At 38.6% G+C, this 22,036-nt stretch carries 21 protein-coding genes, 1 rRNA gene and 1 riboswitch; of the genes, 20 read left to right on the top strand and 2 right to left on the bottom strand.

All coding sequences use genetic code 11. The features are described 5' to 3' along the window. The first annotated feature begins 98 nt into the window (after nt 1–98). Together rrf and MJG50_RS05075 are read left to right on the top strand one after the other, a co-directional pair. Nucleotides 99–214, top strand: a 5S ribosomal RNA gene (gene rrf / locus MJG50_RS05080). Between the two features lie 1,199 nt (nt 215–1,413). Further along, nucleotides 1,414–2,352 carry an MBL fold metallo-hydrolase gene (locus MJG50_RS05075; RefSeq protein ID WP_240253301.1) on the top strand — a complete coding sequence of 313 codons (939 nt, stop codon included), beginning with the start codon at nt 1,414–1,416 and terminating at the stop codon, nt 2,350–2,352. 68 nt (nt 2,353–2,420) lie between these two features. On the opposite strand, the gene MJG50_RS05070 is transcribed toward MJG50_RS05075, so the two are convergent. Beyond that, nucleotides 2,421–2,849 (bottom strand): Hsp20/alpha crystallin family protein, encoded by a 429-nt coding sequence (locus tag MJG50_RS05070; RefSeq protein ID WP_240253321.1) that lies wholly within the window; start codon nt 2,847–2,849, stop codon nt 2,421–2,423. Between the two features lie 194 nt (nt 2,850–3,043). On the opposite strand from MJG50_RS05070, the gene MJG50_RS05065 reads away from it, so the two are divergent. The 14 genes from MJG50_RS05065 (at nt 3,044) to purD (ending at nt 17,353) form a co-directional block, all read left to right on the top strand. Continuing rightward, nucleotides 3,044–3,565, top strand: a complete 522-nt coding sequence (locus MJG50_RS05065; protein WP_240253320.1) for a DUF2179 domain-containing protein — start codon at nt 3,044–3,046, stop codon at nt 3,563–3,565. Then, nucleotides 3,562–3,759: an NETI motif-containing protein gene (locus MJG50_RS05060; protein ID WP_240253300.1), complete on the top strand. Its 198-nt coding sequence runs from the start codon at nt 3,562–3,564 to the stop codon at nt 3,757–3,759. The genes MJG50_RS05065 and MJG50_RS05060 overlap by 4 nt, the downstream gene beginning before the upstream one ends. Nucleotides 3,760–3,839: 80 nt before the next feature. Next, nucleotides 3,840–3,941: riboswitch (purine riboswitch) on the top strand. 111 nt (nt 3,942–4,052) lie between these two features. Continuing rightward, on the top strand, nt 4,053–4,541 hold the full coding sequence (gene purE / locus MJG50_RS05055) for a 5-(carboxyamino)imidazole ribonucleotide mutase (RefSeq protein ID WP_240253298.1): 489 nt from the start codon (nt 4,053–4,055) through the stop codon (nt 4,539–4,541). Then, nucleotides 4,528–5,673, top strand: coding sequence for a 5-(carboxyamino)imidazole ribonucleotide synthase (purK, locus tag MJG50_RS05050; protein ID WP_240253297.1), 1,146 nt, complete (start codon nt 4,528–4,530; stop codon nt 5,671–5,673). Before purE ends, purK begins: the two co-directional genes overlap by 14 nt. After that, nucleotides 5,674–6,966, top strand: coding sequence for an adenylosuccinate lyase (purB, locus tag MJG50_RS05045; RefSeq protein WP_240253296.1), 1,293 nt, complete (start codon nt 5,674–5,676; stop codon nt 6,964–6,966). 51 nt (nt 6,967–7,017) lie between these two features. Further along, complete coding sequence (gene purC, locus MJG50_RS05040; RefSeq protein WP_240253294.1) at nt 7,018–7,743, top strand: phosphoribosylaminoimidazolesuccinocarboxamide synthase; 726 nt, start codon at nt 7,018–7,020, stop codon at nt 7,741–7,743. Further along, on the top strand, nt 7,731–7,985 hold the full coding sequence (gene purS / locus MJG50_RS05035) for a phosphoribosylformylglycinamidine synthase subunit PurS (RefSeq protein WP_240253293.1): 255 nt from the start codon (nt 7,731–7,733) through the stop codon (nt 7,983–7,985). The genes purC and purS overlap by 13 nt, the downstream gene beginning before the upstream one ends. Further along, the gene (gene purQ, locus MJG50_RS05030; protein WP_240253290.1) at nt 7,982–8,671 is read left to right on the top strand and encodes a phosphoribosylformylglycinamidine synthase subunit PurQ; all 690 of its coding nucleotides are present in this window, start codon (nt 7,982–7,984) and stop codon (nt 8,669–8,671) included. Before purS ends, purQ begins: the two co-directional genes overlap by 4 nt. Continuing rightward, nucleotides 8,655–10,883, top strand: coding sequence for a phosphoribosylformylglycinamidine synthase subunit PurL (purL, locus tag MJG50_RS05025; protein ID WP_240253288.1), 2,229 nt, complete (start codon nt 8,655–8,657; stop codon nt 10,881–10,883). The genes purQ and purL overlap by 17 nt, the downstream gene beginning before the upstream one ends. Further along, nucleotides 10,859–12,277 (top strand): amidophosphoribosyltransferase, encoded by a 1,419-nt coding sequence (gene purF, locus MJG50_RS05020; RefSeq protein ID WP_240253286.1) that lies wholly within the window; start codon nt 10,859–10,861, stop codon nt 12,275–12,277. Before purL ends, purF begins: the two co-directional genes overlap by 25 nt. A gap of 88 nt (nt 12,278–12,365) precedes the next feature. Beyond that, nucleotides 12,366–13,406: a phosphoribosylformylglycinamidine cyclo-ligase gene (gene purM, locus MJG50_RS05015; RefSeq protein ID WP_240253284.1), complete on the top strand. Its 1,041-nt coding sequence runs from the start codon at nt 12,366–12,368 to the stop codon at nt 13,404–13,406. Beyond that, nucleotides 13,403–13,987 carry a phosphoribosylglycinamide formyltransferase gene (gene purN / locus MJG50_RS05010; RefSeq protein WP_240253282.1) on the top strand — a complete coding sequence of 195 codons (585 nt, stop codon included), beginning with the start codon at nt 13,403–13,405 and terminating at the stop codon, nt 13,985–13,987. Before purM ends, purN begins: the two co-directional genes overlap by 4 nt. Next, nucleotides 13,977–15,515 carry a bifunctional phosphoribosylaminoimidazolecarboxamide formyltransferase/IMP cyclohydrolase gene (gene purH / locus MJG50_RS05005; RefSeq protein WP_240253280.1) on the top strand — a complete coding sequence of 513 codons (1,539 nt, stop codon included), beginning with the start codon at nt 13,977–13,979 and terminating at the stop codon, nt 15,513–15,515. The genes purN and purH overlap by 11 nt, the downstream gene beginning before the upstream one ends. A gap of 566 nt (nt 15,516–16,081) precedes the next feature. After that, nucleotides 16,082–17,353 (top strand): phosphoribosylamine--glycine ligase, encoded by a 1,272-nt coding sequence (gene purD / locus MJG50_RS05000; RefSeq protein WP_240253278.1) that lies wholly within the window; start codon nt 16,082–16,084, stop codon nt 17,351–17,353. Between the two features lie 52 nt (nt 17,354–17,405). On the opposite strand, the gene MJG50_RS04995 is transcribed toward purD, so the two are convergent. After that, nucleotides 17,406–17,663 carry a YgaP family membrane protein gene (locus tag MJG50_RS04995; RefSeq protein WP_240253276.1) on the bottom strand — a complete coding sequence of 86 codons (258 nt, stop codon included), beginning with the start codon at nt 17,661–17,663 and terminating at the stop codon, nt 17,406–17,408. 255 nt (nt 17,664–17,918) lie between these two features. Between MJG50_RS04995 and MJG50_RS04990 the strand changes: the two genes are divergently transcribed. The 4 genes from MJG50_RS04990 (at nt 17,919) to pcrB (ending at nt 21,977) form a co-directional block, all read left to right on the top strand. Then, nucleotides 17,919–19,661, top strand: coding sequence for an adenine deaminase C-terminal domain-containing protein (locus MJG50_RS04990; protein ID WP_240253274.1), 1,743 nt, complete (start codon nt 17,919–17,921; stop codon nt 19,659–19,661). A 55-nt stretch (nt 19,662–19,716) separates the two neighbouring features. Next, a complete protein-coding gene (locus tag MJG50_RS04985; RefSeq protein WP_240253269.1) occupies nt 19,717–20,757 on the top strand; it encodes a DUF3048 domain-containing protein in 1,041 nt (346 codons plus the stop codon). 65 nt (nt 20,758–20,822) lie between these two features. Next, nucleotides 20,823–21,131 carry a YerC/YecD family TrpR-related protein gene (locus MJG50_RS04980; protein ID WP_240253267.1) on the top strand — a complete coding sequence of 103 codons (309 nt, stop codon included), beginning with the start codon at nt 20,823–20,825 and terminating at the stop codon, nt 21,129–21,131. 150 nt (nt 21,132–21,281) lie between these two features. Continuing rightward, the gene (gene pcrB / locus MJG50_RS04975) at nt 21,282–21,977 is read left to right on the top strand and encodes a heptaprenylglyceryl phosphate synthase (RefSeq protein ID WP_240253265.1); all 696 of its coding nucleotides are present in this window, start codon (nt 21,282–21,284) and stop codon (nt 21,975–21,977) included. Nucleotides 21,978–22,036 lie beyond the last annotated feature (59 nt).

The following is a 22,036-nucleotide window of genomic DNA, read 5'->3' as shown; positions in this document are numbered from 1 at the left end:
TGGAGCTGACTGATACTAATCGATCGAGGACTTAACCAAAATGTTTGAATGAATGCGAATGTTATCTAGTTTTGAAGGAATGAAATTTCTTCAAATAGTTTAGTGACGATGGCGAAGAGGTCACACCCGTTCCCATACCGAACACGGAAGTTAAGCTCTTCAGCGCCGATGGTAGTTGGGGGATTCCCCCTGTGAGAGTAGGACGTCGCTAAGCAAGTAAAAGACCAGTTGAGTGCTGGTCTTTTTTTTGCGTTCATTTAAATTGGTTTTTGGTGGAGTAAGTAGATAGTCTTAAAAGAGAAAAGTTAACTTCGTGCTTTAAAAACCATATTATAGTTTAAAAACAAGGTATTTTCGCTTTAGATTGAAGTAAGTCACGGGTAGAAGTGTATGTATTCCACTAAACTATTGGATTCATATCAATTTTCAGGATATGTAACAAGTCTAATTTACCCGATATGCACGATATTTTGGATAAATGCACGATAAAAAGTTGATATGCTCGTACATTAGAAGAAATGCACGGAAATCAAAATTTATGCGCTTTAGCAAAAATATATGCACGATAGCAAAAATAAATGCACGTTAACGAAGATCCACCCACTCAGAGGATAACCACCCAACAAAAGTTAAGATTCGCTACATAAGTACCGCACCAAACCCAACCAGCAAAAGTTAACTTTCCGTGCTTTAAAAAACCTGTTTTAGGATGAAAATAAGGTGCTTTTACTTCAAACTGAAGTAGATCACGGATAGAAGTGTATGTATTCCGCTAAAATATTGGTTTCAGATCTATTTTCAGAGTATGTGGTTAGACTAAAACACCCGATATGCACGATATTTCGGATAAATGCACGATAAAAAGTTGATATGCTCGTACATTAGAAGAAATGCACGGAAATCAAAATTTATGCGCTTTAGCAAAATTATATGCACGATAGCCAAAATAAATGCACGTTAACGAAGACCCACCCACCTAGAGGATAACCACCTAACATAAGTTAAGATTCGCTACATAAGTACATCACCAAACCCAACCAGCAAAAGTTAACATTCCGTGCTTTAAAAAACCTGTTTACATATAAAATATGGCACTTTGTGCTCCAACTAAAGTAAATCATCTATATAAGTATATGCTTTCTGCTTAAATATTGATTTCAAATAAACTTCCACAGTATGTACCTAACCTAAAATTCCTAATATGCACGATATTCTGGATAAATGTACGATAAAATGATAATATACTCGTTAATTCCAACATATGAACAGAAAAATAAACATATGTGCGCTAGCAAGATCATATGCACGTTAGCAGAATAAAAAGCACCACCATAACCAGTAATGCATCGATACCGAAAGTAAATGCACAATACAGAACCAAACAAACTTATGTATGGGGGAAGTACAAGTATAATGAAAAATAAAAATGGTAAAACAAGATACTTCAACTACGATGAAATCAATAATCTCAAAAGCATCAAAGACATGCTTCGCTGGTCAAAAGAGCGACGTTCCAAAAAGAAAGATCTTACAATACAAATTCCACAACATGATGCAAAAGATATCAATCAATTACGGAGTAATCGGCAAGAACCTTCGATTACATGGGTTGGACACTCGACCTTTCTCATACAATTGAATGGGATCAATATTTTAACTGACCCTGTATGGGCACAGAGAATGGGCATTCAAAAAAGAATGACTGCTCCAGGTATTGCGTTACAAGATCTCCCAAAAATCGATATAGTTTGTATTTCCCATGGTCATTATGACCACCTTGATTTTCCAACGATCAAAAAGCTAATCGGAAACCCAACATTTTATGTACCAATTGGATTGAAATCCGCTTTTACACGAAGGGGATATGAAAATGTAGTGGAAGCAAAATGGTGGGAGAGCTTTACATTCGAAGGGTTAAAACTGACTTTCGTACCAGCACAGCATTGGACACGAAGAAGTTTATTAGATACAAATACCTCTCATTGGGGTGGTTGGATGATTGAAGAGGAATCATCGAAGCAAAGTATTTATTTTGTAGGTGATACGGGTTATTTTAGAGGATTCAAAGAGATAGGTGAGAAATATAAAATAGACATTGTCTTAATGCCGATTGGTGCATATGAACCGGAGTGGTTTATGAAGGATTCACATATTAATCCAGAGGATGCGATAAAGGCATTCAAAGAGTTAAATGGAAAAACCTTCATACCAATGCATTATGGAGCGTACCGTCTTGCTGATGATACTGGACCAGAGGCTCTTGAACGGTTAATAAAGGAATGGAATAGAGTCGGCTTATCTAAAGATATGTTGTCAGTATTAACAATTGGAGAAACAAAATGGTTAAGATAAGCTCTGTTTTACATCTTTTAAGTGGTCAACACAAGCAAAATAAGTTAAGCCCATCTTTATTGGATGGGCTATCTGTCCTCATCCTTGACTGTTATTTTCTTTCTGGTTTCGTCTGGTATTAATTTGTGAAGATGGATGATCAATAGTCCTCTTTTGTAGCTGGCATCGATTCGATCTTCTCGAACAGCAAAAGGCAATTGAATCTCACGTTCAATCTTCCCTTGAATAATCCCTTCTTGAATAATTTCATAACCTTTAAAGTTCAAATTAATCTTCCCTTTTACTGAAAGTGTTTGATATTGTACATATATATCAACATCATCTACTCGAGCCAAACCAGGTAGGCTTAGTACAACTAAAAGTTCGTTTTCGGCTTGATAGATATTAAGTTGGGATTTGGAATTATCAAAATACGGTTCAAAGTTATTCCAAAATTCTTCTCCAAAAAATTGATCCCATTGATTTTTCCATTCAGTAATGTTTTTAAATTGATCCATTCTCACTTTTACAACCTCCTATAATTGCTTATTATATGGGCTTTAGAAAAAAAAGTGCCTACTGGAATATTCAAAACATAATGTTGATTAACCTTCTATTAAATCGGGTACATGTTTAGTAAAATCTTTATTTTGGAAAGCTAATAGAAGTGACATAGATAGGAGGATTTACTTTGTTAGAGAATGGTATTGTTATGGTACTAATTATCTTGGTGATTAATATAGTCTATGTTTCATTTTTTACGATTCGAATGATTTTAACAATGAAAGGGCAGCGATATTTAGCAGCATTTATTAGTACGATTGAGGTAGTTATTTATGTAATTGGGCTTGGACTTGTCTTGGATAACCTAGATCAGATCCAGAATTTAATTGCATATGCGCTAGGTTATGGCCTTGGTGTTATTGTCGGGATGAAAATTGAGGAAAAGCTGGCACTTGGATATATTACGGTCAATGTTATAACAAAAGAATATGACAAGGATTTGCCAAGGCTGCTCCGGGAAAAAGGATATGGTGTGACAACATGGCTAGCGCAAGGACGAGAAGGTGACCGTCAGTCGATGCAAATTTTAACACCACGAAAATATGAATTACGATTATATCAAACAATCCAAGAGATTGACCCAAAAGCATTTATCATTGCATATGAGCCAAAGACAATACATGGTGGATTCTGGGTGAAGTCTGTTAGGAAAGGAAAATTGAAGGTATGAAGAAACCAAATAAACAGAAATTTACAGTTGAAGAAAATGAAACGATTGATCAATGTTTAGAACGAATGAAGACTGAAGGCTATGCCCCGACACGAAGAATGGAGGAACCTATCTTCCAAGAAGTAAATCGAAATGGGAGAATTGAAGTGGAACCTTGTGGTAGGAGAATCATCTTTGAAGGAAGATTAGAGTAAAATACGAACATTAAAATATACATTTATAGAATTGTTCGATTATAGTTGACAATTGATACATAGCGTTGTTAAGATAAACTTAATTAATAGTTGATTTACCTCATATAATCTTGGGAATATGGCCCATAAGTTTCTACCCGATAACCGTAAATTATTGGACTATGAGGGAGAGTAATTGTTTTTATCTGGTCTTATTTAGGTGTGCCTACATGTCCAGGTAGAATTGCTTTCCTTTTATGGGAAAACAGTTCTATCTGGTCTTTTTTAATTTGAACAAATCATAGGAGGATATTATGGAACCACTTGTTGGTGTGATTATGGGGAGTACTTCAGATTGGGAAACGATGAAGGAGTCATGTGGTATTTTAGATGAAATTGGGATCCCTTATGAGAAAAGAGTTGTCTCAGCACATCGAACTCCTGATGTAATGTTTGAATATGCGGAAAATGCGAAAGATAGAGGTTTGAAGGTGATTATTGCGGGTGCTGGTGGTGCAGCACATTTACCAGGTATGGTGGCGGCAAAAACAACAATACCTGTAATAGGTGTACCGGTACAATCAAAGACGTTAAATGGATTGGATTCATTACTGTCAATTGTTCAAATGCCTGGGGGAGTTCCGGTCGCAACAGTGGCGATTGGGAAAGCTGGGGCTATCAATGCAGGGTTATTAGCAGCTTCTATATTAGGTATCTCTCATCCGGAGTGGAATGCAGCACTTGAACAAAGAAGAGAACAATTGAAATCTACCGTATTGGAGAGCAGCGATGAGCTTAACTAGTCATATTTTACCTGGACAGACAATTGGAATTATTGGTGGCGGGCAGCTTGGACGCATGATGGCACTTTCAGCAAGAGAAATGGGCTTTAATATTGCTGTTTTAGATCCAACACCAAATTCACCTTGTGGCCAGGTTGCAGATATTGAAATTACTGCAAGCTATGATGATTTAGAAGCAATTAAGAAGCTTGCAAGTATAAGTGATGTTATTACCTATGAATTTGAAAATATTGATTATGAAACGTTAACATGGCTTGAATGGAATGCGAACTTACCCCAAGGGAGTCAATTATTAAAAATAACACAGGATCGTGGTACGGAAAAAAGTGCAATTCAAAAAATGGGTCTCAAAGTCGCACCCTTTGAAATCGTAAATAATGAGCAAGAATTAGTTGAAGCTATTCAATTAATTGGGATGCCTTCCGTCTTGAAAACATGCAGGGGTGGTTATGATGGCAAAGGGCAGATTGTTCTGAAACATCAGGGAAATATTGAAGAGGCATTACCCTTATTTGATCAAGGAACTTGTATTTTAGAAGGATGGATTCCGTTTGAAAAAGAAATCTCAGTCATCGTTACCAGAAATTCAAGTGGTGATGTAAAGACATTTCCGGTATCAGAAAATATTCATATTGGAAATATTCTCCATCAATCAATCGTGCCTGCAAGGATATCAACTGAAATAGAAGAGAATGCTAGAGAAATGGCAATGAAGCTTGCAAAAGGATTTGAACTTGTTGGGACACTTGCAGTTGAAATGTTTGTAACTAAAAATGGGGATATTTTTATTAACGAATTAGCGCCGCGACCACATAATTCAGGTCATTATACAATTGATGCATGTGAAACATCTCAATTTGAACAGCATATTCGTTCGGTTTGCAATTTGCCACTAGGTGATACAACTTTATTAAAGCCGGTAGTAATGACGAATGTATTGGGTGAACATTTACACCACCTTTTAGAAGATATCTCTTCATTTGGATGTGCAAAAATCCATTTATACGGGAAAAAAGAGGCCAAATTTAAACGGAAAATGGGGCATATTACCTTTTTGGGAGATACTATCGAAGAGGCATTAAAAAAATCAGAATCAATCCGAATTTTTAATAATAAGTTGGAGGCTAATTAAATGATTGAACGGTATACAAGAGAGGAAATGGGAGCTATTTGGACGGAGGAAAACCGCTTTAAGGCTTGGTTAGAGGTGGAAATTTTAGCGTGTGAGGCATGGGCTGAGTTAGGCGATATTCCGAAAGAAGATGTTGAACTAATTCGAAAAAATGCATCATTTGATGTTACTAGAATTAAGGAAATAGAAGAAGAAACAAGGCATGATGTTGTTGCGTTTACTCGTGCAGTTTCTGAAACTTTAGGTGAGGAAAGGAAATGGGTTCACTACGGTTTAACATCAACAGATGTGGTGGATACAGCATTATCTTATTTACTAAAACAAGCAAATGATATTTTACAAAAGGACATCGAAAGATTTATCGAGATTTTAGCTGATAAGGCAAAGGAGCATAAGTATACCGTCATGATGGGGCGTACACATGGCGTACATGCAGAGCCGACTACATTTGGTTTGAAGCTTGCCTTATGGCATGAAGAAATGAAGCGCAATCTAGAACGCTTTAAAAATGCTGCAAGTGGAGTACAGTTCGGGAAAATTTCGGGAGCGGTTGGTACATACGCAAATATTGACCCGTTTGTTGAAAGCTATGTATGTGAAAAGCTTGGAATCACACCTGCACCAATTTCAACCCAAACATTACAACGTGATCGTCATGCGGATTACATGTCAACACTTGCACTTATTGCGACATCAATCGAGAAATTTGCAGTTGAGGTTCGTGGATTACAAAAGAGTGAGACAAGAGAAGTAGAGGAGTTTTTTGCAAAGGGTCAAAAGGGGTCGTCTGCGATGCCACATAAACGTAATCCAATTGGGTCTGAGAATATGACAGGCTTAGCTCGAGTTATTCGTGGCTACATGATGACTGCTTATGAGAATGTTCCACTTTGGCATGAGCGTGATATTTCACATTCATCAGCGGAACGAATTATCCTTCCAGATGCGACTATTGCCTTAAACTATATGTTAAATCGGTTCGGGAACATCGTGAAAAACTTAACTGTTTTTCCGGAAAATATGAAGAGAAATATGGACAGAACACTGGGATTGATTTATTCACAACGGGTGTTATTAGCTCTAATTGACTCTGGTATGACGAGAGAGGAGGCATATGACACCGTGCAACCGAAGGCGATGGAAGCGTGGGAAAGACAAGTGCCATTCCGCGAGTTGATCGAAGGGGAAGATAGCATTACAAGCCGTTTAACTCACGAACAAATTAATGATTGCTTTGACTATCGTTACCACATCAAGCACGTGGATATGATTTTTGAAAGATTAGGGCTATAAGGGGGTTGGGGTTTCCAACCTCCCTACAATCTTGAGGGGAGACCTTGCCAAATGAAAAAGCTGGAATTGCTGTATGAAGGGAAAGCGAAAAGAATTTACCGCACAAATGAAGAGAATGCAGTTTTGGTGGAATACAAGGATGATGCAACAGCATTCAACGGTGAGAAAAAAGCACAAATTACTGGAAAAGGCCATTTGAATAATGAAATTACGAGTTTACTATTTTCAAAGCTTCATGCATCAGGCATTAGAACGCATTATATAGGCAAGCTTTCAGAAACTGAGCAGTTAGTAAAAAGGGTTGTGATTATACCTTTAGAGGTTGTTGTTCGAAATGTAATCGCTGGAAGTCTTTCAAAGCGATTGGGAATTGAGGAAGGTACGCAATTAGAGAAACCAATCGTTGAATTTTATTATAAGGATGACGCATTAGGAGATCCATTAATTAATGAGGATCATATCGAAATCCTTCAAGCTGCAACGAAAGAACAGGTACAAGAGTTAAAGGAAAATGCACTACGTGTGAATGAAGTTTTAAAAGAGCATTTCCTAGGAGTGGAGATACGTTTAGTAGATTTTAAGCTTGAATTTGGATTGACGGAAGAAGGAGAAATTTTACTAGCAGATGAGATTTCACCGGATACTTGTCGTCTATGGGATATAACGACAAATGAGAAATTTGATAAAGATGTGTTTCGTCGAGATATTGGGGATTTAGCTAAAAGCTATACGGAAATTTTACACCGACTAGGAGGTCAAATAGCATGTACAAAGTAAAGGTATTCGTAACATTAAGGGAAAGTGTATTAGATCCTCAAGGGAGTGCAGTAAAAGGTTCATTGCATCGTCTTAATTATAACGAGGTGAAGGATGTTCGAATTGGAAAGTATATGGAATTAACAATTGATAAATCAGTTGCAGATCTTAACCGAACCGTACGTGAGGTGTGTGAAAAATTATTAGCCAATACGGTGATTGAAGACTACCGTTATGAGGTTGAGGAGGTTGTCGCACAGTGAAATTTGCAGTGATTGTTTTTCCTGGCTCGAATTGTGATGTCGATATGTATCATGCCATAAAGGATGCTTTAGAAGAAGAGGTTGAATACGTATGGCATGATGCTACAAATCTTGACGAATACGATGGGATTTTACTACCTGGAGGATTTTCATACGGTGATTACCTACGAACCGGTGCAATTGCGCGTTTTTCTAATGTGATGACTGAAGTTGTAAAAGCAGCAGAAGCGGGTAAACCGATTTTAGGAGTTTGCAATGGATTTCAAATATTACTAGAAGCAGGTCTTTTACCTGGAGCAATGAGACGGAATGAAAAATTGAAATTTATGTGCCGTACGATTAAATTACGTGTAGAAAACAATATATCGATGTTTACCTCTGAATACGAGACAGGCGATATCATCTCAATTCCAATTGCTCATGGAGAAGGAAATTATTATTGTGATGAGGAAACTCTAGCAAGCTTACAAACAAATCAACAAATTGCATTCACATATTTTGGTGATAATCCAAATGGAAGTCTTGCAGATATTGCGGGAATAACGAATGAAAAAGGAAATGTACTCGGAATGATGCCCCACCCTGAACGAGCAGTTGAAGAGCTTCTTGGAAGTGCAGATGGAATCAAGTTATTTCAATCAATTGTAAAACAATGGAGGTTATCAGCATATGGCGTTACTTCTTGAACCAAGTCCGGAACAAATCAAAGTAGAAAAAGTATATCGTGAGATGGGTTTAAATGATGAGGAATTTGCATTAGTTGAAGGGATTTTAGGAAGGCTCCCGAATTATACAGAAACAGGGCTACTCTCTGTCATGTGGTCGGAGCATTGCAGCTATAAAAACTCGAAGCCTGTATTAAAAAGGTTTCCAACAAGTGGTGAACGAGTGCTGCAAGGTCCTGGTGAGGGTGCAGGAATTGTAGACATTGGAGACAACCAAGCCGTTGTTTTTAAAATCGAGAGCCACAATCATCCATCAGCAATTGAACCTTATCAGGGTGCAGCAACAGGGGTTGGCGGAATTATTCGCGATGTCTTCTCAATGGGGGCAAGACCGATTGCTCTATTAAACTCACTTCGATTTGGTGAATTAACTTCACCACGAGTGAAATACTTGTTTGAAGAAGTAGTGGCAGGGATTGCCGGCTACGGAAATTGTGTAGGGATTCCAACAGTTGGTGGGGAAATTCAATTTGAACCATCCTATGAAGGTAATCCACTCGTAAACGCAATGTGTGTCGGCTTAATTAATCATGAGGATATTAAAAAAGGCCTTGCAAAAGGTGTAGGAAATACTGTCATGTATGTAGGTGCGAAAACAGGTCGTGATGGTATTCATGGTGCAACCTTTGCATCTGAAGAACTTTCAGAAGAGTCTGAAGCAAAACGTCCAGCCGTTCAAGTAGGCGATCCATTTATGGAAAAATTGTTGTTGGAAGCTTGTTTGGAGCTTGTAAAATGTGATGCATTAGTTGGGATTCAGGATATGGGAGCAGCGGGCTTAACAAGTTCATCAGCTGAGATGGCAAGTAAAGCTGGATCAGGGATTGAAATGAACCTGGACCTTGTTCCACAGCGTGAAACTGGGATGACAGGTTATGAAATGATGCTTTCTGAATCTCAAGAACGAATGTTAATCGTTGTCGAAAAGGGAAGAGAAGAAGAAATTCAAGTGATTGTAAAAAAATACGGCTTAGAAGCAGTAGCAATTGGTAAAGTTACCGATGATAAACAGCTTCGCTTGATTCATAAAGGAGAAGTTATTGCGGATGTTCCAGTTGATGCCTTAGCAGAAGAGGCACCTGTATATCATAAACCATCAGCTGAGCCTGCATACTATGGTGAGTTTCAAGCAATGGACGTGAAAGCACCTGAGGTAAATGACTATAATCAAACATTACTAGATTTATTGTCACAGCCAACGATTGCGAGTAAAGAATGGGTGTATGACCAATACGATCATATGGTTCGTACGAATACAGTGGTTTCTCCAGGATCAGATGCAGCAGTCGTTAGGATTCGAGGCACTGAAAAGGCATTAGCAATGACAACTGACTGTAACTCTAGGTATCTATATTTAGATCCAGAGGTTGGTGGGAAAATTGCAGTTAGTGAGGCGGCACGAAATATTGTCTGTTCAGGGGGAGAGCCACTAGCCATTACTGATTGCTTAAACTTTGGTAACCCTGAAAAACCAGAAATTTTTTGGCAGATTGAGAAAGCAGCTGACGGTATTAGTGAAGCATGTCGTACATTAAAAGCCCCTGTTATTGGTGGGAATGTTTCGCTATACAATGAAACAAATGGTGTTGCCATTTATCCAACACCTGTCATTGGAATGGTTGGGTTGATTGAAAATGTTGCTCACATAACAACACAGGATTTCAAAGAAGCTGGTGATCTCATTTATGTAATTGGAGAAGCAAAGCATGAATTTGGTGGGAGTGAGCTTCAAAAGTTAGTAAATGGTGAAATTTATGGTAGAGCACCAGAACTAGATTTAGAGATTGAGGCAATACGCCAACAACAACTTTTATCGGCAATCCGTGCTGGAGTTGTTGCTTCAGCTCATGATATTGCAGAGGGTGGCTTTGCTGTTGCATTAGCTGAAAGTGTCATGGGGGCAAATGGTTTGGGTGCTTCAGTTCAAGTGCAAGGAGAAGCATTAGTGGAATTATTCAGTGAGACACAATCACGTTTTATTGTATCAGTCAAACCGGAAAATAAAGATCAATTTAAACAGTTTGTTGAGGCTACATGTATTGGTGTAGTTACTGAGCATACGAATTTAATTATTAATGATAGCTTTGGCAAAAAACTAGTCGACCTTCAGGTGGAAGAACTTCTAAGCTCTTGGAAAGGAGCGATTCCATGCTTGCTGAACTCAAAGGCTTAAATGAAGAATGTGGCGTTTTTGGAATATGGGGCCATCCAGACGCAGCTCAAATCACCTATTATGGACTGCATAGCCTACAGCATCGTGGTCAAGAAGGCGCTGGGATTGTAGTCAGCAATGGTGAAAAGCTTAGTGTTGCAAAAGGGGAAGGTCTAGTCAATGAGGTTTTTAGTAACGGACAATTGAATGATTTACAAGGAAAAGCTGCCATTGGCCATGTTCGCTATGCAACTGCTGGGGGTGGCGGAATTGAGAATGTTCAGCCCCTCCTCTTTCATTCAATGGTTGGTGGGCTAGCGATTGCTCATAACGGAAATCTCGTCAATGCCAATGATTTGAAGCATCAATTAGAGAATCAAGGCAGTATCTTTCAAACAACCTCTGATACAGAGGTACTTGCACATCTAACAAGAAGAAGTGGTTATACGAAAATACAGGATCGTGTCAAAAATGCATTAACGATGATCAAGGGGGCATATGCATTTGTTGTAATGACAGAGAAGAAAATGATGGTTGCTCTTGATCCAAACGGTCTTCGTCCATTATCACTTGGTCGACTTGGTGATGCCTATGTCGTTGCTTCGGAAACTTGTGCTTTTGATGTAATCGGTGCAACATATGAGCGCGACGTAGAGCCGGGAGAATTTCTCATCATTAATGACCAAGGAATTCATTCAGAACGTTTTTCATTAAACACTAATCGAGCGATTTGCAGCATGGAATACATTTATTTTTCAAGACCTGATAGTAGCATTGACGGAATTAATATACACACCGCACGTAAAAATTTAGGTAAGCAATTAGCGTTCGAGGCACCTATTGATGCAGATGTTGTGACAGGAGTGCCAGACTCAAGCATCTCTGCAGCGATTGGGTATGCAGAGGCCTCAGGTATTCCATATGAATTAGGTCTGATTAAAAATCGCTACGTAGGTCGTACCTTTATTCAACCTTCACAGTCATTACGTGAGCAAGGAGTGAAAATGAAGCTATCGCCTGTACGCGGAGTAGTTGAAGGAAAGCGGGTAGTGATGGTAGACGATTCAATTGTACGTGGAACAACAAGCCGTCGTATTGTAAAAATGCTCCGTGAAGCGGGTGCGGCAGAAGTACATGTATGTATAAGCTCACCGCCAATGAAAAATCCATGCTTCTATGGAATCGATACATCAACACATGAAGAACTAGTGGCATCAGATCATTCAATAGAGGAAATTCGTGAAATTATTGGGGCAGACACACTTACCTTCTTAAGTATTGAAGGATTGTTAAAAGCCATTGGCCGAAAATCTGACGGTGAAACATGCGGCCAATGCTTGGCATGCTTTACTGGAAAATATCCAACTGAGATTTTCCCTGACACAGTGCTGCCACACGAAAAAGTCTATATGTAAATATGTTGTTCAAAAATGAGCCAAATTGCGATATTTGCAACGTCCTGGGACTGTTGTTACATTCATCTGAATAGGGGTGTTCAATAAAATGGCAAATGCCTATAAACAAGCTGGGGTAGATATTGAAGCAGGCTATGAGGCTGTTTCCAGAATGAAAAAGCATGTTCAAAAAACCGTACGACCAGAAGTGATGGGTGGACTTGGTAGCTTCGGGGGAATGTTTGATCTTTCGAAGGTAAATGTGAAAGAGCCTGTTCTAGTATCAGGAACGGACGGTGTCGGAACGAAATTAATGCTGGCGTTCATGATGGATAAGCATGACACAATTGGGATTGATGCTGTTGCCATGTGTGTGAATGACATCATTGTGCAAGGAGCAGAGCCATTATACTTTTTAGATTATATTGCATGTGGCAAGGCACATCCTGAGAAAATTGAACAAATCGTAAAAGGGATTGCAGATGGTTGTGAAATGGCGGGATGTGCTTTGATTGGTGGAGAAACAGCTGAGATGCCTGGTATGTATGGAGAGGACGAATACGACCTAGCTGGCTTTTCTGTTGGTGTAGCGGAAAAGTCAAAGTTGGTAACAGGTACTTCAATTTGTCCAGGTGATGTACTGATTGGGCTAACATCAAGTGGCATTCATAGCAATGGATACTCGCTGGTCCGTAAAATACTATTAGAAGATGGGAAGTTGGATTTAGGCAAAACATATGGTGAACTCGGTAGAACATTGGGAGAAGAAATGCTTCAGCCAACTAAAATATATGTTAAATCACTTTTAAAAGTGATGGAGAAATATGAAATTAAAGGGATGTCTCATATTACTGGTGGAGGATTTATTGAGAATATTCCACGTATGTTGCCGGACAGCGTAGGGGCAGAAATTGATTATGGTTCTTGGCCGATACCAGCCATTTTTGATTTGCTTCAAACGACAGGAAATTTAGATCGAACAGAAATGTTCAATATTTTTAATATGGGAATTGGTATGGTGTTAACAGTGGCAGAGTCCAATTTTCATGATGTAATCCAATTGCTTGAGGAACAAGGGGAAAAAGCATTTATTATCGGGCGAGTTAAAGAAGGTGAAGGAGTTTCCTTTGGCGGAGGAGCTCTTGTATGAAGAAAATAGCTGTATTTGCTTCAGGCAGCGGTACAAATTTTCAAGCGATTTGTGATGCAATCCAACATGGTAAGCTGGATGCAGAAATAACATTGCTTGTGTGTGATAAGCCGGAAGCAAAGGTAATTGAACGTGCAAAACAGGTGGGAATTGAGAGTTTTGTTTTTTCACCGAAGTCTTATCCTAGTAAAGCATTTTTTGAACTGGAGATTGTAGAAAAGCTACAGGAAAAGCAGGTAGAGCTAATTGCTTTGGCTGGCTATATGCGGCTAATTGGTGAAACTTTGCTAGGGGCTTTTAAAAATAAAATTATTAATATACATCCTTCTCTTTTACCATTGTTTCCTGGTAAGGATGCAATCGGTCAAGCGTATAGGGCTGGTGTTAGCAGGACCGGCATAACGATCCATTTTGTCGATGAGGGAATGGATACAGGACCGATTATTGCACAAAAGGAGCTTGCAATTGAGAAGAACGAAACATTAGAAAGTATTGAACATAGAATCCATAAAATTGAACATGAATTTTATCCACAGGTATTGCAATCTTTTATTAAGGGGCGAAATGATCGTGGCAATTAAAAGAGCGCTAGTGAGTGTGTCGAATAAAGAAGGAATAGTACCTTTTGTAAAAGGTTTAATTGAAAACGGAATTGAAGTAATTTCCACAGGGGGAACGAAACAAACGCTTGAGGAAAATGGTGTAGAAGTTATCGGTATTTCTGATGTGACCGGTTTTCCTGAAATTATGGATGGGCGGGTGAAAACCTTGCATCCAAATATCCATGGCGGACTTTTAGCTGTTCGTGATAATGAGGACCATCTAAAACAACTTCAAGATCATCATATTACACCAATCGATTTAGTGGTCGTAAATTTATATCCGTTTCAGCAAACTATTGCAAAGCCAAATGTAGCATTTGCGGATGCAATCGAGAATATTGATATTGGTGGACCATCGATGCTACGATCGGCAGCAAAAAACCATCAATTTGTTACAGTTGTGGTTGATCCGACTGATTATCATACTGTATTAGATGAAATTTCAAAGAGTGGATCAGTTCCATTTGAAATCAAGCAAAGACTTGCTGCAAAGGTATTTCGCCATACAGCTGCCTATGATGCAGTCATTGCTGAATTTTTAACTAAAGAGGTCGGGGAAGAAAGCCCTGAATCATTAACTGTTACATATGAGAAAAAACAAGACCTACGTTATGGAGAGAACCCGCATCAGAAGGCTGCTTTTTATAAAAAGCCATTGGGTACTACATTATCAATTGCGTCTGCAGTTCAATTGCACGGGAAAGAATTATCTTACAATAATATTAATGATGCAGATGCAGCCCTTCAGATTGTAAAGGAGTTTGATGAACCGGCGGTAGTTGCGGTTAAGCATATGAATCCTTGTGGAGTTGGTGTTGGTACGACAATCGAAGAGGCATTTAATAAGGCGTATGAGGCAGACTCTACCTCTATTTTTGGCGGAATTATTGCTTTTAATCGTGAAGTAGATGCTGTTACGGCCGGAAAATTGCATGAGATTTTCTTAGAAATTATTATTGCACCATCATTTAGTCAGGAAGCATTCGAGACTTTATCATCGAAAAAGAATCTTCGCCTGTTGACAGTTGATTTTTCGGACAATGGTCAAATAGCGTCGAAGCTTGTATCAGTAAGGGGCGGGCTACTTCTACAGGATGAGGATGGATTCACATTTGACGATGCAATAATTTCAGTTCCGACAAAACGAGAACCGACTGAACAAGAATGGGCAGATTTGAAGCTTGCCTGGAAGGTAGTGAAGCATGTGAAATCTAATGCAATTGTGTTAACAAGGGATGATATGACAGTCGGTATCGGTGCAGGCCAAATGAATCGAGTTGGTGCAGCAAATATTGCAATTGCTCAAGCAGGTGATAAGTCTAAAGGATCCGCACTTGGTTCAGACGCATTTTTCCCAATGGATGACACTGTTGAAGCAGCAGCACTAGCGGGAGTTACAGCAATTATTCAACCAGGTGGTTCAATACGTGATGAGGATTCAATTAAGAAAGCAGATGAATATGGAATCGCGATGGTATTTACAGGAATTCGTCATTTTAAACATTAATTTATTGAGTGATAGTTAGTTAATCTACGGGGATTTGCGTAAGCGCGCATAAATCCGGAATAACGTGCAAATCCTCGCGTGAGCGCGCATAAATCTGGAATAACGTGCAAATCTACGCGTGAGCGCGCATAAATCCGGAATAACACGCAAATCTACGTGAGAGCGCGCATAAATCCAGAATAACGTGCAAATCTTTGCGTGAGCGCGCATAAATCTGGAATAATGTGCAAATCTTCGTGAGAGCGCGCATAAATCCAGAATAACGTGCAAATCTCCGTGAGAGCGCGCATAAAACCGGAATAACGTGCAAATCTTTGCGGGACCGCGCATAAATCCGGAGTAACACGCAAATCTACACGGGATCGCGCATAAATCCAGAATAACGCGCAAATCTACGCTTGAGCGCGCATAAATCCAGAATAACGTGCAAATCTTTGTGAGAGCGCGCATAAATCTGGAATAACGTGCAAATCTACGTGAGAGCGCGCATAAATCCGGAATAACGCGCAAATCCCCAGTAGAGTGCGCATATACCCAATATAACTTGCTAAAAAGGGGTGAATTTGATGAAAATTTTAATTATTGGACGTGGAGGTCGTGAGCATGCAATAGCATGGAAGATTGCTCAAAGTCAGAAGACTACGACTATCTATGTGGCACCGGGAAACCCGGGGATGAAAGATGTGGCAACATCAGTCCCTATTGATGAAAATGACTTTGATGCATTGGTTTCTTTTGCAAAGTCTGAGAGCATCGATCTGACGGTTGTCGGTCCAGAGGTTCCATTAATCAATGGGATTGTAAATCGCTTCGAAGCTGAGGGATTAGTCATCTTCGGTCCTACGAAGGAGGCGGCCCTCATTGAAGGTAGTAAGTCGTTTGCAAAAGACCTAATGAAGAAATATAGCATCCCAACTGCAGAATACGAAACATTCACATCATATGAAGCAGCAAAAGCATATATTCTAGAAAAAGGTGCTCCAATTGTTATCAAGGCGAACGGTTTAGCAGCAGGAAAAGGTGTAACAGTTGCGATGACGTTGGACGAGGCGTTAACTAGTTTATATGAAATGATGGAAGCAAAAAGATTTGGTGAATCAAGTGCACAAGTCGTCATAGAGGAATTTTTACATGGTGAGGAATTTTCATTAATGGCTTTTGTTGATGGAGAGAATGTGTATCCAATGGTGATTTCACAGGATCACAAGCGTGCATATGAAAATGATGAAGGGCCGAATACTGGCGGAATGGGTGCCTATTCACCCGTGCCCCAAATTCCAACAAAAGTTGTGAATGAAGCAGTTGAGACTATTTTAAAGCCAACTGTGAGTGCGATGATTAAGGAAAATAGACGTTTTACCGGAATATTGTATGCGGGATTAATTTTAACAGCTACAGGTGCAAAAGTGATTGAATATAATGCGAGATTTGGTGATCCTGAAACACAGGTTGTCCTACCAAGATTAGAAAATGACCTTGTCGACATTTTACTTAGTATTTTACAAAATAAGAAAGTCGAATTGAATTGGTCGGAGGATGCAATGATTGGTGTTGTTTTCGCATCGAAAGGATATCCAGAAGAGTATGAAAAAGGTGCGGTTATTGAAGGTTTACCTGATTTAACAGATGAGATGATGGTCTTCCATTCAGGTACAACGATACATGATGATCAGATAATCACAAATGGCGGAAGAGTGATTACAGTTACAACAAGGGCATTAAGCCTTGAACAGGCACAGGAAAAGGTATATCAAGAGGCACAAAAAATCCAATGTGACGGCCTCTTTTACAGGAAGGATATCGGCAATAAAGCCATTTCATATGTTCCTTTTAAATAAAGTTAAAAGAGGTGAGAAAGCAAAAGTAGTAGGCTTTCTCACCTTTTCTATGTTAAGTCGGATTGATTACGGCTGGTAATAGTTCCTCAGCATTTTCTTGTTTTTCATTTGCACGCTGTTCAAATAATGCTGTTATTGGGCAAAAGCGAGTAATTCCTTCACCAACCTTCATGGCAGCAAGAATGGCAATGAATAAATATCTACCCCCACACCAAGGTCTTCTCGTTAGCTTTGACGTTGTCCATGCTAACATTGTAAGTCCACATGTAATTCGAAGTAATGCATTGATTGCTCCTATATTGGGTTTCATAATTATTCCTCCTGAAACATACAAATGTAAAGATGTTTAAAAATCTAAATTGTTCATGAAATGGTAAATTCACAAAATTTTTACAATTAATTAATACACTAATGCGTTAAATCGGTTAATATGGTACTATAAGCTTAAGCTTTTATAGAAAACTCACCGATTGGCAAGCCCTAATGGGCGAAGTCAGAGGTGTTAGTTAAGTTTATACTTTCTTGTCCATCAATTGAAAGCTTTAGAAAGAATGGGGAGATATTCATGCTAGATCAGCGATACCGTTGGAAAAATAAGCAGCTTAGAGAGCATGTTGCTGTTATAGATGGAAAAAAGTCACCATCAATATTATTGAAAAATGCTACTTATTTAAATCCAATCTTTAAGAAATGGCTCAAAGCACATATTTGGATATATGCAGACCGAATTATATATGTTGGCCAGCAGTTGCCATCAAAGCTTACTAACTGTGAAATTGTTGATTGTGACGGCCAATTTTTAGTGCCGGGATATATCGAGCCGCATGTACACCCATTTCAGTTATATAATCCCCACTCTTTTGCACAATATGCATCACAGAGTGGGACGACAACATTAATCAATGATAATCTCGTGCTCGCTTTGCAATTAACCAAAAAGAAAGCGTTTTCTTTTTTGCGAGAAATGAAAGATCTACCTGTATCCATGTACTGGTGGTGTAGATTCGACCCGCAGACTGAAATTCATAATGAAGAGCAAATCTTTTCTAATGGAAATATTAAAAATTGGTTAGAACATGATTCTGTCGTTCAAGGTGGTGAACTAACTTGTTGGCCGAAATTACTTGATGGCGATGATTTGATGCTGCATTGGATTCAAGAGGCCAAAAGACTTGGTAAAAAAATTGAGGGGCATTTCCCTGGAGCATCTGAAAAAACACTTGCCAAATTGATGCTACTTGGTGCTGATTGTGACCATGAGTCGATGACTGGTAAAGATGTTATGAATCGGTTGTTACAAGGATATACAACCTCTTTACGATATTCCTCGATTCGTCCAGATTTGCCAAAAATTCTTGATGAAATTCACGAGCTTGGTATTGACCAATACGATCAATTTGTTTTGACAACAGATGGTTCACCTCCTGCCTTTTACGAGGAGGGCATAATTGACAATTTGATTAAAATTTCAATTGAAAAAGGTGTTCCCGTAATTGATGCATATAATATGGCAACGATTAATGTAGCCAAGCACTATAATATAGCACATCTTCATGGAAGCATAACTACCGGTAGAATAGCAAATATTAACTTTTTAAGATCTAAAGAAGAACCTACACCAGTGTCCGTATTGGCAAAAGGAAAATGGGTGAAAAAAGATGAGGTAGAAATGAATGAATTTGTAGAGTTTCCATGGAATAATTACAGCTTTAATAAGCTTTCCTGTGATTGGAATGTTACGATGGATGACCTACAATTTTCAATGCCATTCGGGATGAAGATGGAAAATGCAGTCATTATGAAACCATATTCGGTTACAATTGACGCCTCATATGATCAGCTTTCCATGAAGCATGATGAAAGTTACTTAATGTTGATAGACCGTCAAGGTAAATGGAGAATCAACACAATGATAAAGGGATTTGCTAATCGTGTTTCAGGTTTTGCAAGCTCATATTCAAATACGGGTGATTTTTTGCTAATTGGGAAAAATAAGCAAGATATGCTTTTGGCTTTTAAAAGAATGAAAGAGCTTGGAGGGGGAATTGTTTTAACAGAGAAAGACAGAGTGCTGTATGAAATCCCGTTAGAACTAGGCGGGCATATGTCTCACAAACAAATGGGAGACTTAATGAAAGAAGAGAAGGAGCTTGATATATTATTACGGGAACGTGGATATAAATTTAGTGATCCGATCTATACTTTATTGTTTTTATCATCGACACATTTACCATATATTCGTATCACGCCACAAGGAATTTATGATGTCATGAATAAAATTGTACTCTTTCCGTCAATAATGCGTTAAAATATAAAAGTGATGAAGCGTTAATTTTTAGGGAAAAAGGTTGTGGGTCTGACGTATGAAGAAATACTTAATTGTACTAGCTATTTTTCTATTACTTTTTTCAACTGCATGTAGTAAAAAAGAAGAAGCTACGAAGGACGAACAAGAGCCTGAACAAGTGGAAAATGTCGAGAAGGATGAACCAAGGTTTACTAATATGTATCCGCTTACAGGTATTGGGACGGATGAACAGGTGATGGATAGACCAGTCGCCGTTATGATTAATAATCATCCGAAAGCACGACCTCAATCCGGACTGCATATGGCAGATATTGTGTATGAAGTATTAGCTGAAGGAGATTTAACGAGATTTCTAGCTATTTATCAAAGTGAAAAGCCAGAAATAATTGGACCTGTTCGCAGCTCGAGGGATTATTTTATTGAATTGAGCAGTGGCTTTGATGCTTTATACATTGCACATGGATGGAGTCCAGAGGCGAAGGAAATTTTGCAAAGTGGAGCTGTCGATAATTTAAATGGGATGGAGTACGATGGAAGTCTATTTTGGAGGGCAGACTTCCGTGTAGCACCTCATAATTCTTATATATCATATGAAAATATTATAAAGGGTGCTGAAAAAGAAGGGTATCACATGATTAAAGAAGCTCCTTCGTTTAAATTCCTTTCAGAGGATGAAACAAAGGGAATCGAAGGTACTACTGCAGAACATGTTCGAATCTCCTATTCATCACGTGATTCATTTGCTGCTGTTTATGATTTCAATCAAGAAGTAGGTAAATATGAACGCTATAGCGGAGGAGAGCAGACCGTTGACCGTGAAACAAATACACCGATTCTCATAGATAATGTGTTAATCGTTGAGATGAACCATCACTTTATTGATGATTACGGAAGACGGGAAGTGGAACTAACTTCAGGTGGAAAAGGCTATTTACTTCAAAATGGTAAAGCAAATGAGGTAGAATGGCAAAATGTAGATGGTAGAATTGTGCCATTTATAGATGGAAGAGAAGTAGGACTAATCCCAGGGAAGACATGGATTAATATTATTCCAACTTCTCCAGGAATAGCTGGCGCTGTTTCGTTTGGTAACTAAGTAAGGATGTTCAAAAGGTATGGTGAGTCCTCCTATTTGAACACGTAGTAGAAGGAGCAAAATGAATGCAAATTGATAAATTACGCGGCAAGGAGCTTGACCAATTATTTAATGCTATACTTACCTTGCAAGATTTAGAAGAGTGTTATCGATTCTTTGATGATTTATGTACGGTGAATGAGATTCAATCTTTAGCACAACGTCTTGAGGTAGCAAGAATGCTTCAAGAAGGAAAGACCTATCATAAAATAGAATCAGAAACTGGTGCAAGTACAGCGACAATTTCACGGGTAAAACGATGCTTAAATTATGGAAATGACGCATATCTTATGGCATTAGACCGATTGAAATCTGATGAAAATATAGAGAAATAGACATAATGATTAAAAGCCGAAACCACTTGTTTCGGCTTTTCTCTTTGTAAAAGTAATACATGACACTTTTATGGGTATTAATTGGTGTTACGGTTTTGATATAATGGAGGAATGGAAATATTGACGTTGTGAGAGAAATGGAGGATCTTCATGTACGATTTTAGAGAATGGAGACATGTCTTCAAGCTTGATCCAAATAAGGAAATTAGTGATCAGCACTTAGAGGAGATTTGTGAATCTGGAACAGATGCCATTATTGTTGGTGGAAGTGATGGAGTTACATTGGATAATGTAATTGCATTGATGTCAAGAATACGTCGTTACACGGTTCCTTGTATATTAGAGATTTCAAATATAGAGTCTGTCACACCTGGATTTGATTATTATTTTATCCCAACCGTTCTTAATAGCCAAACAACTAAATGGATTACAGGTCTTCATCATTCAGCGATTAAGGAGTATGGTGAAGTTATGAATTGGGATGAATTCATAGTTGAAGGGTATTGTATTTTGAATAAGGATTGTAAGGCAGCACAATTAACGGATGCCACTACAGAATTGAGTGTCGATGATGTTGTGGCATATGCTAATATGGCAGAAAAAATGTTCCAGCTTCCGATTTTTTATTTGGAATACAGTGGACAATATGGTGATAAAGAGACAGTTCAAAAAGTGAAGCAATCATTGAATAAGACAAAGCTTTTCTATGGCGGTGGTATTTGTTCAAAGGAACAAGCAATTGAAATGGGCTCGATTGCCGATACAATTGTTGTTGGAAATATTGTCTATGATGATATAAAGGCCGCACTGCAAACAGTACAAGCAGTGAAGGAAAAGCACTATTAAAAAGTATAATTATCATGTAAAATAGAACATATGTTTCTGGAATAAATAATGGGCGGTGA

Source organism: Fredinandcohnia quinoae, assembly GCF_022427965.1.
GTDB lineage: Bacteria > Bacillota > Bacilli > Bacillales > Bacillaceae_L > Ferdinandcohnia > Ferdinandcohnia quinoae.
This window is presented reverse-complemented; position numbering and strand designations above follow the sequence as displayed.

Excerpts from the sequence above, each read along its gene's own strand:
- MJG50_RS05075 (WP_240253301.1), top strand. The coding sequence starts at position 1,414 with ATGAAAAATAAAAATGGTAAAACAAGATACTTCAACTACGATGAAATC.
- MJG50_RS05070 (WP_240253321.1), bottom strand. The coding sequence starts at position 2,849 with ATGGATCAATTTAAAAACATTACTGAATGGAAAAATCAATGGGATCAA.
- MJG50_RS05065 (WP_240253320.1), top strand. The coding sequence starts at position 3,044 with ATGGTACTAATTATCTTGGTGATTAATATAGTCTATGTTTCATTTTTT.
- MJG50_RS05060 (WP_240253300.1), top strand. The coding sequence starts at position 3,562 with ATGAAGAAACCAAATAAACAGAAATTTACAGTTGAAGAAAATGAAACG.
- purE (WP_240253298.1), top strand. The coding sequence starts at position 4,053 with ATGGAACCACTTGTTGGTGTGATTATGGGGAGTACTTCAGATTGGGAA.
- purK (WP_240253297.1), top strand. The coding sequence starts at position 4,528 with ATGAGCTTAACTAGTCATATTTTACCTGGACAGACAATTGGAATTATT.
- purB (WP_240253296.1), top strand. The coding sequence starts at position 5,674 with ATGATTGAACGGTATACAAGAGAGGAAATGGGAGCTATTTGGACGGAG.
- purC (WP_240253294.1), top strand. The coding sequence starts at position 7,018 with ATGAAAAAGCTGGAATTGCTGTATGAAGGGAAAGCGAAAAGAATTTAC.
- purS (WP_240253293.1), top strand. The coding sequence starts at position 7,731 with ATGTACAAAGTAAAGGTATTCGTAACATTAAGGGAAAGTGTATTAGAT.
- purL (WP_240253288.1), top strand. The coding sequence starts at position 8,655 with ATGGCGTTACTTCTTGAACCAAGTCCGGAACAAATCAAAGTAGAAAAA.
- purF (WP_240253286.1), top strand. The coding sequence starts at position 10,859 with ATGCTTGCTGAACTCAAAGGCTTAAATGAAGAATGTGGCGTTTTTGGA.
- purM (WP_240253284.1), top strand. The coding sequence starts at position 12,366 with ATGGCAAATGCCTATAAACAAGCTGGGGTAGATATTGAAGCAGGCTAT.
- purN (WP_240253282.1), top strand. The coding sequence starts at position 13,403 with ATGAAGAAAATAGCTGTATTTGCTTCAGGCAGCGGTACAAATTTTCAA.
- purD (WP_240253278.1), top strand. The coding sequence starts at position 16,082 with ATGAAAATTTTAATTATTGGACGTGGAGGTCGTGAGCATGCAATAGCA.
- MJG50_RS04995 (WP_240253276.1), bottom strand. The coding sequence starts at position 17,663 with ATGAAACCCAATATAGGAGCAATCAATGCATTACTTCGAATTACATGT.
- MJG50_RS04990 (WP_240253274.1), top strand. The coding sequence starts at position 17,919 with ATGCTAGATCAGCGATACCGTTGGAAAAATAAGCAGCTTAGAGAGCAT.
- MJG50_RS04985 (WP_240253269.1), top strand. The coding sequence starts at position 19,717 with ATGAAGAAATACTTAATTGTACTAGCTATTTTTCTATTACTTTTTTCA.
- MJG50_RS04980 (WP_240253267.1), top strand. The coding sequence starts at position 20,823 with ATGCAAATTGATAAATTACGCGGCAAGGAGCTTGACCAATTATTTAAT.
- pcrB (WP_240253265.1), top strand. The coding sequence starts at position 21,282 with ATGTACGATTTTAGAGAATGGAGACATGTCTTCAAGCTTGATCCAAAT.